Origin of the sequence: Psychrobacter faecalis, from assembly GCF_016107575.1 — a bacterium.
GTDB classification, from domain to species: Bacteria; Pseudomonadota; Gammaproteobacteria; order Pseudomonadales; family Moraxellaceae; genus Psychrobacter; species Psychrobacter faecalis.
This window is the reverse complement of record NZ_JABAST010000059.1, coordinates 1-11,671: the sequence shown is the minus strand read 5'-3', so window position 1 is coordinate 11,671 and position 11,671 is coordinate 1. Positions and strand designations below refer to the sequence as shown.

Sequence of the window (11,671 nt, the reverse complement as noted above, 5' to 3'; positions counted from 1 at the left end):
TTACATAAGCGGCAATATCATAAGCTGAAAAGAAATGATTGGTGCGTTGAAGATGCTTAAAACTCAAGTCATTCACATAGTTCCACACAAAATTAACTGCGCCCGCTAAGGTATTTAGCTGATTGGCGTGTTTGTCTTTGATGCGACACTTGAGCGTTTTCATAGAGTGATTATGGTCTCAATGAGTTTGGTTGACAAGTCTGTTTTAAGGCTGAGCGACAATAACTGACGCCTGATATCCACGCCCTAGAAGGGACATGGTTTTAAGGCGCTTTTTGATAAAAAAGACGCCAAGCATCAGCTTAACGTCTCTTTATGAGTTTAATCATCAATATCAATCATTAAGGTTTTGCAGGCTTTACCAATTTTACCAACGGCGCATAGCCTGACTGCGGCATCACGCTGACTGGGATAAATTGTAGTGCACCGCCATTGATACAATAGCGCAGTCCGCCGCGGTCTTTTAGGCCATCAGGGAATACATGCCCCAAATGCGAGTCTGCTACCCGTGAGCGAATCTCAGTACGCACCATGTTAAAGGCAGTATCCTCATGCTGAGTAATCACTTGCTTATCGATCGGCTTGGTGAAACTTGGCCAACCGCAGCCAGATTGGTATTTATCGGTGGATAAAAATAACGGCTCACCGCTCACCACATCGACGTAAATCCCTGGCGCAAATAAATTATCATACTCATGACTAAACGCACGTTCTGTCGCCGCCTCTTGAGTGATATTGTACTGGGCTTTGGTTAGAGTGTTTTTTAGCGCACCTTTATCAAAGTTTGCATAGCGTTTGGGATCTAAAGTTTCAGCAACCGTGCTGACCGGTGCAAGCTTGGTTCGCGCAGTGCCTTCTGGTTTATCATCGGCAAGGCTTAAATCGACATGACAATAGCCATTTGGATTTTTTGCCAAATAATCTTGATGATACATCTCAGCCAGATAAAAGTTATCTAAAGGCTTATTTTCTACCACGACTTTTTGTTTATACTGGCTTTGGATACGTTTGAGCGCCGCATCAATCACCGCTTTGTCTGCTTTATCAGTGTAATAAACGCCCGAACGATACTGGACGCCGCGATCATTGCCTTGCTTATTGAGGCTGGTTGGATCTATCACGCGCAAGTAGTATTTTAGAATCGTATCAAGATCGGTTTTATCGGCATCGTAAGTAACCTTAACCGTCTCGGCATGACCTGAGCCGCGAATCACTTGCTCATAGCTTGGATTGGCCGTGTCGCCATTGGCATAGCCTGAGACTGCATCGACCACACCTTCGACACGCTCCATATAAGCTTCAACGCCCCAGAAGCAGCCACCTGCTAAATAGATTGAGCGCGTATTAATCGCCTTACCTTTATCGTTATAATAAACGCCATCTTTTTGCTTGATGGTTTCAATTTTACTGTTGTTATTCAATGCTTGGGCGTTTGCCGGTTTGGCATTACCCGCTTTTAGCTCGGCAAAGTCATTATCAGCATTTTCAGCAAGGGCATAGGCTTGCTCTGCTGATATATTACCTTTGACCAAATGCACCAAGTTGCCTTTTTTATCGAGTATCGCCCAGCTTGGATACACTTGCACGCCGAGCTTATTAATCAGCTCACCCGAAGCGTCGGACAATACGGGTAGTTTAGGATAATCAGCTTGCACGCCTGCATACCAAGTCCTAAAATCGCTCTCTGCTTTTTCATTGAGATGACCGGGACTGGCAACGGTAACAAGGTTTAAACCGGCAAACTTAGGATCGGTACGCCACTCTTCGGTTTCTGCAAGCGTGCCTAGACATAACGGGCACCAGCTTGCCCAAAACTTAATCAAGGTAGGTTTATTGGGGTCAATAACCGCCGCACCTGTGTTGCCCAAACCCTTGGTTAATTGCGGTAACGCCTGCATTTGCCCGAGCATATCAGATGGCAGCATATCCCGTGAACTTTTTACGCCGCTGTTTTGGCTACTGGCATTAGCATTGTTCTTAGCATTGTTTTCTGCGCTACTCATTTGTCCGCAAGCAACCAAAATCCCTGCACTTAACACCGTCGTTACCCCAAAAGCACTGACATTTTTTAACCAGCGTGCAGCTGCTCGCGGTGACTGTGTCACTAAATCATGAGTGTTGCTGCCCTTATCAGAGCGATTGATATTATGAGACTTATTATCTTGTTTATCAGGTAGCATGAAGAATCCTTTTCACAAAATCTTGCGAGCACCCGCTTAATGATTAATAGTTATTAAGCGTATTCAACAGCAATAAAGCAGAATGAATGTTAGTGAAAGCAAATAGATTGCGAGATATATGAAAATAAAAAGAATGATAACGACATTAGTCTATCTTAATAGTATACATCGCTAGTGGAGTTTACTTTAATAGTAAATAAGTGGTTGCTACACTTTTTTAACAACGCCGTAAGAGTAGTGATATACACAAGTGGCTACAAAGAAATGATGTGAGCAATTATTAATGGGCGATTATATTTATATGAGGATAAAATAGTGAAAAATCAATATTACTAGGCCAATCAATCACTTAATAAGACATTTAATAGTTAATATCAGTTAGATTAAGACTATAAGGTAGTTAACTTTTAGCACCCATAAATTGCGCCACATAATCATCAGCGGGATTGTTGCGTAACTCAGTTGCGCTACCAGTTTGTACCAGCCGCCCACCATTTAAAATACTGATACGTTGACCAACTTTGACCGCCTCATCGATATCATGGGTAATAAAGACGATGGTTTTATTAAGCCGTTCTTGTAAATCAAGCAACTGGTCTTGTAGTTGCGCGCGAATAAGGGGATCAAGTGCGGAAAATGCCTCATCCATCAGTAAGATTGGATTGTCGGTTGCCAACGCCCGTGCCAGCCCTACCCGCTGCTGCATACCACCAGACAACTCATCAGGATAGCTGCGTTCTAGATTGGGTAGCCCGACCTCATTGAGCCAATAACTTGCCACTTCATGGCGCTCCTTGGTACTCATTTTACGCACACGTAAACCGTAAGCGACGTTTTGTAGCACCGTCATATGAGGCACCAAACCAAAATGCTGAAACACCATACTGACCGTTTGCTGGCGATAATGCTGTAACTCTTTATCATTGAGCGCTAGGATATTAATAGCAGAAGACTTTTCGTTTCTATCCGTTAATTGCTCTTCGCTTGCGACCGCTGAATTAGAGACGGTTCCCGCTGTAGATTCTTTCGCGTTAATAGCGGTATCGACCCAAATTTTGCCGCTGGTTGGATCAATCAAACGATTGATATGGCGTATCAAGGTTGATTTACCAGAGCCTGATAAGCCCATTATACAATGCAGCTCGCCCGCTTTAACGCTCAAATTGATATCATAGAGCCCAACCGAATAGCCAGTCTGCTTTTTGACGGCAATGCTGTCCATACCTTCTGCCAATAATGCCAAGGCCGACTGCGCTTGCGAGCTATTGGCATTATAAATCTTGCTGATATTTTCTAATTGAATATGGTTCATTGTGGCTCTCATTTTTTATTTTTATGATTCATCATTAACCAATCGGGTGTCTGCCCGCATCAATGGTTTTTTGCCGCGCGCGTTTTCCTTGCCCAAAGGCCTGCGTGATACGGTCAATAATGATGGCGACGATGACAATAGCGGTGCCTGCTTGTAAGCCTTGACCGATATTGAGCGTTTGAATCGATTGCAGCACATCTTCACCAAGACCCGGTGCGCCAATCATAGAAGCCAGCACCACCATGGAGAGCGACATCATTACCGCTTGGTTAATACCTGCCATGATGCTCGGCAGCGCTTGCGGCAATTTAATCCAAATCAGCAGTTGCAAATGCGTACTACCAAACGAGCGTCCCGCTTCGACCATTTCATGATTAACTTGGGTAATTCCAAGTGTGGTCAGACGAATCAGCGGCGGCAAAGCATAGATAATGGTGGCAAATAGCGCAGGTACTTTACCAATGCCGAATAACATAAGCACGGGTATTAAATAGACAAAGCTTGGCATGGTCTGCATCACATCGAGTATCGGTGTGATAGTTTTACGCAGGATTTTACTACCAGACATGGCGATACCGATTGGAATACCAACCACCACCGTGACCAGTACTGATACAATAAGCAGCGCAAAGGTATCAATCAACGCACTCCATAGTCCAAACGCACCAATTAGAAATAATCCGACGCCACATGCCAGCGCGAACCATATTTTACGAACACCAAACCATGCCAATACGGTCACCAGCGCAATGATTAGCCACGGCGGCATAAAGGTTAAAAAGCGTTCAATGGGCAACAATAAATAGGTTAAAGCGGCGCTACTAACACTGCGAAAAACGTCACCATAGTTTCTAACCACAGTCGCTAAGACGTTATTGAGCGACGTTTCAAGCGACCATGCAGGAAAGCTTGAAGACACGCTGAATAAGTTAGCGGTATTATTGTTTGTTGATCTATTTGAGGCAGCGTTATTTGACAAAGCACTACCGTTCAGGCTCATCCCAAGCGTTGCCGCCATCTTCTGCGCCGCTTCTGCTGACATCCACGTCTGCCAAATATCAGGATTTTGACGTAAAAATACCAGCGCTTGCTCATCACCGCTGCGCTTGTTTTCACTCATCTCTAAAATAGCGCCGTTGAGCTGATCCGGGGTAAAGTTAACTTGTTTAAAAAAATCGGTCAGCTCAGGATTAGATTGTATAAAAGGCGTCGATACCGCGATACTCAAAGGAGAAACAGGAAAGCCTGAGATGCAATCAGAAGTACCATCAGCTATTAATAAATCTTGCCAACAGGCGTCATCGTGCGCAGGAAACTCCAAAGGCGCAAAGTCGTATTTTGCCATGAGCCCAGTCGGTTGCCAGTAATAAAACAATAAGGGTTTATGCTGCTCAAAAGCAGAGGATATTTCGGCATCGAGTGCGGCGCCCGTACCGGGATGAACACTATTAAAAGTCTTATCTAAACCGGTATTTTTTAATAAACGGGTATTAAAAATCTCACACGCCCATCCTGACGGGCAGTTCATAAAGCGCGACTTGCGCGGGTCTTCAGGGTCTTTAAATAGCTCAGCGTATTTGGGCAAATCTTGATAACGACGCAGACCCGGATTTTCCTCTAGGACATATTTAGGCACATACCATCCTTGGGTCGCACCGCCTTCAAGCGTGTCGCCAATGATCGCCACCTTTTTGTCCTCGATCGCTTGCTCTAAAATCGGCGAGCGCCCTATCCACTGCTCACCGATGACTTGGATATCATCTTGCAGCAGTGCATTTTCAAGCGCCGGACCTGCGCCCGGTATCTCAGTCACTTGACAGCCATAGCCGTTTTCAGTGATATATTTCAACACCCCAGTGGTAAATTGCCCACTCTCCCACGTGAGCGCACCAAATTTAATCGGCGCATCACAACTTGATACAGCAGCAGATACTGGTAAAGACAATATGAGTGAGCTTATCAATAATAAGCTAAAAGCAATCCATTGGCGCACGGCAGATCCTATTTATCGTTATTATTCTTAAAATTATCTCTAAGTTTAGTAAAGCTTATTTTTGCACCTAAAGTCTGTTGTTTATTATTAATTTATTTACTTAGAGTGCGTCTAAAAACTAGCTTCATTTTGTTTAGGTGGTCTACAAAGTGTAGCGATTTATAGATAAGATGACAAATGCTCATTCATTCTAAAAAGCGGTTTTTAACTACTTATTTTGAATGTTCTGAAGGTAATGGATTAACTTTTAGATAAAAAATAGCACCTACCTGAGTAGATGCTATTTTTTATAACGCTACTTATTTAGAGCGTATTGTTATTTTAAAAACAGTGCCATGGCTTTTTTAAATACACCACCATACGGCGGCAATAAAATATTAAGACCATTGAGCTTCGATTGTATGAATACCGACTTCATATGACTAAGACGCTCAAAACCAGCTTTACCGTGGTAAGCGCCCGTACCTGAGTGCCCAACCCCGCCGAACGGCAAGTCATGCTGCGCCACATGCATAATGACTTCATTGATACACAGACCGCCTGACACCGTATTGTTACGCACCTGATCTATCTCGCTGCTGTTGTCACCAAAGACATAAAGTGCCAACGGGCGTGGACGCTCATTGATAAAATCAATAGCATCATCGAGAGTGTCATAGTGCATCAAGGGCAAAATCGGCGCAAAAATCTCGTTTTGCATCAGCTCACTATCAGGCGCAGGCTCTTTGACAATCACTGGCGGCATCAGGCGGCTGTCGTGATCAGCATCTGCATCCGTCAACTGATGGATATGGTCATCTTCTAGATCATCGAGATAGCCTTTGACGCGTTTAAACTGCTCGCCGTTGATGATGTGCGAGTAATCAGGATTGTCTGCAATATTGGGATAATGCTTTTCCATCCACTCTTTTGCCAGACGGGTAAATTCCTCATGATATTGACGTTGAACCAATACATAATCAGGCGCAATACAGGTTTGACCCGCATTAAGCGTTTTACCCATCATCACGCGATTAACAGCGTTTTCTAAATTAGCACCTTCTAAAACGACAACCGGCGACTTACCACCCAGCTCAAGGGTGACTGGCGTTAAGTTCGGTGCCGCCGCCGCCATGACTTTTTTGCCGACCGCAGTCGAGCCGGTATACAATAAATGGTCAAAAGGCAGTTTACTAAAGGCTTCGGCAATCTCAACTTCGCCAATCACCACAGAAACCATATCCGGTGAAAAATAACGCGAAATAGTCTCAGCAAAGGTTTGAGCAAATTGCGGTGCCGCCTCGCTCATCTTAATCATAATGCGATTGCCCGCTACCAGCGCATCAATCATCGGTCCGACTGCTAAAAATAGCGGGTAATTCCAAGGCACCATAATACCGACCACGCCAAGCGGCTGCGGCTGAATCTCATTATGAGCTGGCATATAAAGCGCTGAAATCGATACCCGCTGCGGCTTCATCCATTTTTTACCATTCTTTTTTGCATGGCTAATACCGGTAAAGCTTGGAAATAGCTCAGCAAACTGTGTTTCGGACTCACTGCGATAGCCAAAATCGGCACTAATCGCTTTGGCAAGTAGCGCTTGGTTGTCGCTTAGCATCACCTCTAAATTATCGAGTTGATTTTCACGCGTGGTCCAATCATTGATAGGCTGCGTGCGGCTCAGCTTTTGTAAGCGCGCAAATTGCGCTTGCATATCAGCGTCCGTTTTAATGATACTAAGAGACTCATCTGCATTATGGGCATGATTTGGTTTTTGAGTTTGATTGGTTGGCGTAGGCTCATTTTGAGAGGGTGTATTTTGATTACTATCAGTCATTTGTCTTCCTTGTTATGAGCGTTAGAGTCAGTACGCTATTATCGATTTAGGACTCTGAATCTATGGTCGTTAAAATAAGCAGTCTCTAAAGTACGAAAAGCGCCTGAGATTCCATTCAATGCTGCTAAACAGTATTTTATTCAATGCCGTTTAATGTAGCGCATTGTCCAATCAATGAACAGCACCTTTGATTGACTACTGGGTTTGTATGAAATACGTGTCAGGCAAGGGTTATATTGCCGCAATTTAACAGTATTTTTAACGCAGCTCGGACAATTAGTTCATAGATTAAATAGCGAAATTTAGATTTGGGCACAAAAGCTAAAACTGCTACACTAAATATCAATAACAAGCCCCTTTTTTAATAACCAAACCATAAGACAGTCACTCTCATGCAAAATACCGCGCAACCACTCAATGATATGCTGGTCAGCAAATCGCTCTCAGCTGCTGATTATGTCCCCACCCTTGATGCTATGCTATCGCGTACGTTAGCGCGTATCGCACTGAAAAAAGAGCAAGGTCTACGCACGCCTGACGAGCTTTGGATTGTCGATCACAATGATGTCTATACGCTTGGACAAGCCGGTAAAGAAGAGCATATCTTGCAACGTACCAATACGCCGATTATCAAGACCGACCGCGGCGGTCAGGTGACATGGCACGGGCATGGACAGTTGGTTATCTATTGGTTATTTGATTTGGAAAGTTTGGGCTGGAGTGTGCGCAACATGGTATCGCACGCCGAGCAAGCGATTGAAGATGTGGTCAATGACTGCCTAAAAAGCCACGCGTCTAATAGCAGTCTTATCAGCGCTCATGCCCGCCGCGATGCGCCTGGGGTTTATTTATATAGCCATCTGAATACTGCCAGCAATGACAAGGCTCAACCAGTCACTGAGCTTCCGATTGATGACGCCATTATGCTCGGTAAAATTGCCTCACTTGGCTTTAAAATCAAGCATGGTTTTAGTTATCATGGGGTCGCGATTAATTTAGATTGTGATTTATCGGCCTTTAATGCAATTAATCCGTGCGGCTATGCGGGCATGCAAATGTTACGACTGGCTGACTTTGCCGCTATGAATAAGCAAACGCAGGATAAACAACTGGCTGCGCAGGCAGCGGAACAATCTATGCCAGCAACGACCAACTGTTTAAGCTATGAACAAGTGACCCAAAGGCTTATTGATAATATTGCCAAACGGCATGCGGGACATATCCAATTACGTGCCCTCGCCCCAAAGTAATTTTCCTAAGTCCTTTATACACAGTTTTTTTTAAATTAATACTACTTTTTGCATAATCCTTTTTTGCATAATATCGTGCACGCTTAGACTTAAGCATTGTGAGAAAATTTGAGTCAAACTTGTTATAATCGCAGTCGCACAAATTGGGCGCAGCAATAACCTTAGCGCGCCAACCCTTAACCCTTTATCATTGAAGCATTCATAACAAAAGCACCTTGGAGCAATTTATGGCAGATTTTAATAAAATTTTGGACGCAGGCGACGTCGATGGTGGCATCATTAATGTGGTCGTAGAAATCCCAACTGGTAGCAGCCATAAAATTGAGTGGAACCGCGAATTGGCGGTATTTGAGCTTGACCGTGTTGATCCACAGATTTTCGCCAAACCTTGTAACTACGGTTTTATTCCGCAAACCCTTGATGAAGATGGCGATGAGTTAGATGCGCTTATCATCACAGAACAGCCGTTGCCTACTGGCATTTTCTTAAAAGCGAAAGTTATCGGCGTGATGAAATTCGTTGATGATGGCGAAGTCGATGACAAAATCGTCGTCGTACCGGCTGACGACCGTGATACAGGCAATGCTTACAATAGTCTGGAAGACTTACCAAAGCAGCTGATCAACCAATTACAATTCCATTTTAGCCACTATAAAGACCTTAAAAAAGCAGGTACAACGGTGGTCGAATCTTGGGGTGACGTTGCAGAAGCTAAAGAAGTCATCAAAGAGTCTATCCAACGCTGGAAAGACCTATAAATTATCCTAGATAATTTAAAAAAGCGTTTATGGCAATTTTTTATTAAAATTCGCTAAGCGCTATGAAAATACCGCAGACATGCTAATGGTTGCGGTATTTTTTTGCTTGAATTTTGCGGCGATAAAATGGTTATAATACCCTCACCTACCTAGTATCTCACCCAAATAAGGACTGTCATGTTCGACTCTGATTCAGGCTCAACGCCCGCCAATAAAAAACTGCCAAAAGCCGTTATGATGATGGTCGAAAAAGGCAATTTGGTGCAGGCAATTAAAACCTTGGCCGCTGATGAAAATATCAGTATGGATGCCGCCAAATCTCGCATAGATGCTTACGAGCTTGCGCTAAAGAACAAGCAGCAGCAAACTCTCACGACTATCGCCAATAAACAAGGTATCCCAAGCCAAGCTTTTAGCTTTGATAGAGAACAAGTGCAAGAAGAACCTGAGCAATTGATTAGAAGTAAAGTCAAAAGCACGCCCTCTGAGCAAGGCTTCCAAAGTCTACAAGACGGCGTTGACAGCCAGCTTAATGATTTGGGCTATAAAAAACCGCTTATTCCTTATTGGGCAAAGCGGCTATTGGTCATTGCTATCGTTATGGCAGGACTGTTTTGGATAATGTGGCGTGTGTTTGGCTAGTCTGTTAAAAGTGGTTCCATTATAGCGGTCTGTTTTGAGTGGTCTGTTAATAGGTTTAAAGGGTGAAATAACTGGTTCCGTTGGGGTATACCTTTTTATTAACTAACGTCGTATTTGCTGACCAGTTTCAATCAACTGTGGACTATCTGGATCCACTGCAAAAAGTGTATAAAAAGAATATATAGGGTTAGTAGTACTGTTTATGGTCACACTGTTTTTGTCAGGATGTTCTATAGATTCTTGTGCGAAACTTTCAATGTACAAGCTACTTTCGAGGTTATCTGTCAACTTAATTTGAAAACGTAAGCTACCATCCGCATTATAAATAGCTGCATTATTGGGATACCTGAAAAACCACGGATAACTAGTAGCTTCACTGAACTTTCTTGGCTGTTCTTTGTAAATAACTACAAATCCTGTGCGATCAGGTAATAGCTCTATGATGTTGGAAACTGGAATAAAAATTTCTTGATCATCTCCTAGCTTAATAAAATATTTAGATGAAATTACTTTATGACCTTTACTTAAGTGCGTATACAATTCGGATCCTTTATTCTGATCTGCACTACTCTCTATAAATAATCGTCCATCATCGCATGTGCTTTTAATTAAAATTTCTTTAATCAATGTTTTTTTCATTTCAATACCTTTTACCATAACGTCCGTTGTGGGAACACGTTCGATGCCTGTATAGCGCATCGATCACAAATGACTGTCTCCCCAGATAGATTATATGCAACACTGTAATCTTGAAAAACATTACTATGATAATTTAGCCTAGTTAGGCATTGCTGTTTGACGTAAGTAAATCTACCTTCGACAAATTTGAGGCGGTTCAAATATGAATTCATTTAGCACAGTTGAGAAGTTACTAGCTAAGCAGAGTTATCCTACGATAGAGAAAAAACCTGAACATAGGCTTGAAGCAGAGGTTATTCTTTTAGAGTATGGTGTCAAAAAAGACAGTGGGTTTTTTAAATTATATACAAAATATTTTTTAAGAGCTTTACGTTCTGGTGCTGCTGAAATAGTTGATCCTCTACCGACAAGAAGTTTCATTCTTAGAGTAAAATTCGCACATGAAGTTTGGGAAGTTCCTAAGAACTATATTCTATTCAGTACAGGCGAAGGTGAAGGGGGGTATTTGTACAATATAGAAGATGATAGTGTATGGGATTATCAGATGGGACAGCTACAGCAACTAGCCGATGGTACTTTACCGCATTGGGATAGCTTCTATGAATTTATGATTTGGTATTTGAGCGATGAAGAAGATGCTTGATGATTTTTATCATAAAGCCTAACTAATTAAGTTGGATCTAATTTTTCCAACTCCTTTATTCATAGCAAGATGAAGGCAAATGGAATGAAATCTTCCCTAGCTTTGAACAATCTTAGATTGTTCAACAAGTACACTGCGAAGTACACTACAGTTATCACAAGAATTCAAACTCTTAATACCACTAGCCTACAGCCAAATATTCAAGTCCTCACTAGGGAACCATGCTTATTTCTATATCGTCATAGAGGTGAAATAACATGACAACATTTAATATGAATAAACCAGAAATAGAGCAAGCTGCCATTGAGTTTAAAATGGCGCTGATAAATTGGAAATCAAGAGAAGCGGAGTTTTTCAAGGTAGTTGTCACCATCAAGCTAAATTAAGCGGCTTGTAATCTTTGCTGTTGTTGCTCTTTTACAGGATTTAGCGTTG

At 42.7% G+C, this 11,671-nt stretch carries 10 protein-coding genes; 5 read left to right on the top strand and 5 right to left on the bottom strand.

The features are described 5' to 3' along the window. Positions 1–341: 341 nt before the first annotated feature. The 4 genes from msrAB to JFC07_RS12545 form a co-directional block, all read right to left on the bottom strand. Positions 342–2,180, bottom strand: a complete 1,839-nt coding sequence (gene msrAB, locus JFC07_RS12560; protein WP_227678330.1) for a bifunctional peptide-methionine (S)-S-oxide reductase MsrA/peptide-methionine (R)-S-oxide reductase MsrB — start codon at positions 2,178–2,180, stop codon at positions 342–344. Between the two features lie 400 nt (positions 2,181–2,580). Then, a complete protein-coding gene (locus JFC07_RS12555; protein ID WP_198329178.1) occupies positions 2,581–3,492 on the bottom strand; it encodes an ATP-binding cassette domain-containing protein in 912 nt (303 codons plus the stop codon). A 34-nt stretch (positions 3,493–3,526) separates the two neighbouring features. Then, entirely contained in the window at positions 3,527–5,485 is a 1,959-nt protein-coding gene (locus JFC07_RS12550; RefSeq protein WP_198329177.1) for a glycine betaine ABC transporter substrate-binding protein, read from the bottom strand. Positions 5,486–5,801: 316 nt separating this feature from the next. Next, complete coding sequence (locus tag JFC07_RS12545; RefSeq protein ID WP_198329176.1) at positions 5,802–7,304, bottom strand: coniferyl aldehyde dehydrogenase; 1,503 nt, start codon at positions 7,302–7,304, stop codon at positions 5,802–5,804. Between the two features lie 392 nt (positions 7,305–7,696). Between JFC07_RS12545 and JFC07_RS12540 the strand changes: the two genes are divergently transcribed. The 3 genes from JFC07_RS12540 (at position 7,697) to JFC07_RS12530 (ending at position 9,954) form a co-directional block, all read left to right on the top strand. Further along, the gene (locus JFC07_RS12540; RefSeq protein WP_193030611.1) at positions 7,697–8,554 is read left to right on the top strand and encodes a lipoyl protein ligase domain-containing protein; all 858 of its coding nucleotides are present in this window, start codon (positions 7,697–7,699) and stop codon (positions 8,552–8,554) included. Between the two features lie 227 nt (positions 8,555–8,781). Beyond that, positions 8,782–9,312, top strand: coding sequence for an inorganic diphosphatase (locus JFC07_RS12535; protein WP_025651820.1), 531 nt, complete (start codon positions 8,782–8,784; stop codon positions 9,310–9,312). A 177-nt stretch (positions 9,313–9,489) separates the two neighbouring features. Then, positions 9,490–9,954, top strand: a complete 465-nt coding sequence (locus tag JFC07_RS12530; protein ID WP_198329175.1) for a hypothetical protein — start codon at positions 9,490–9,492, stop codon at positions 9,952–9,954. Positions 9,955–10,056: 102 nt separating this feature from the next. Here the strand turns inward: JFC07_RS12530 and JFC07_RS12525 are convergent, their stop codons facing one another. Further along, complete coding sequence (locus JFC07_RS12525) at positions 10,057–10,611, bottom strand: hypothetical protein (RefSeq protein WP_198329174.1); 555 nt, start codon at positions 10,609–10,611, stop codon at positions 10,057–10,059. Between the two features lie 184 nt (positions 10,612–10,795). On the opposite strand from JFC07_RS12525, the gene JFC07_RS12520 reads away from it, so the two are divergent. Continuing rightward, the gene (locus JFC07_RS12520; protein WP_193030652.1) at positions 10,796–11,236 is read left to right on the top strand and encodes a hypothetical protein; all 441 of its coding nucleotides are present in this window, start codon (positions 10,796–10,798) and stop codon (positions 11,234–11,236) included. A 257-nt stretch (positions 11,237–11,493) separates the two neighbouring features. Continuing rightward, a complete protein-coding gene (locus JFC07_RS13300) occupies positions 11,494–11,622 on the top strand; it encodes a hypothetical protein (protein ID WP_265090571.1) in 129 nt (42 codons plus the stop codon). Positions 11,623–11,671 lie beyond the last annotated feature (49 nt).

Coding starts and splice junctions, on each gene's coding strand:
- JFC07_RS12540 (WP_193030611.1), top strand. CDS start 7,697: ATGCAAAATACCGCGCAACCACTCAATGATATGCTGGTCAGCAAATCG.
- msrAB (WP_227678330.1), bottom strand. CDS start 2,180: ATGCTACCTGATAAACAAGATAATAAGTCTCATAATATCAATCGCTCT.
- JFC07_RS12555 (WP_198329178.1), bottom strand. CDS start 3,492: ATGAACCATATTCAATTAGAAAATATCAGCAAGATTTATAATGCCAAT.
- JFC07_RS12520 (WP_193030652.1), top strand. CDS start 10,796: ATGAATTCATTTAGCACAGTTGAGAAGTTACTAGCTAAGCAGAGTTAT.
- JFC07_RS12525 (WP_198329174.1), bottom strand. CDS start 10,611: ATGGTAAAAGGTATTGAAATGAAAAAAACATTGATTAAAGAAATTTTA.
- JFC07_RS12545 (WP_198329176.1), bottom strand. CDS start 7,304: ATGACTGATAGTAATCAAAATACACCCTCTCAAAATGAGCCTACGCCA.
- JFC07_RS12530 (WP_198329175.1), top strand. CDS start 9,490: ATGTTCGACTCTGATTCAGGCTCAACGCCCGCCAATAAAAAACTGCCA.
- JFC07_RS13300 (WP_265090571.1), top strand. CDS start 11,494: ATGACAACATTTAATATGAATAAACCAGAAATAGAGCAAGCTGCCATT.
- JFC07_RS12535 (WP_025651820.1), top strand. CDS start 8,782: ATGGCAGATTTTAATAAAATTTTGGACGCAGGCGACGTCGATGGTGGC.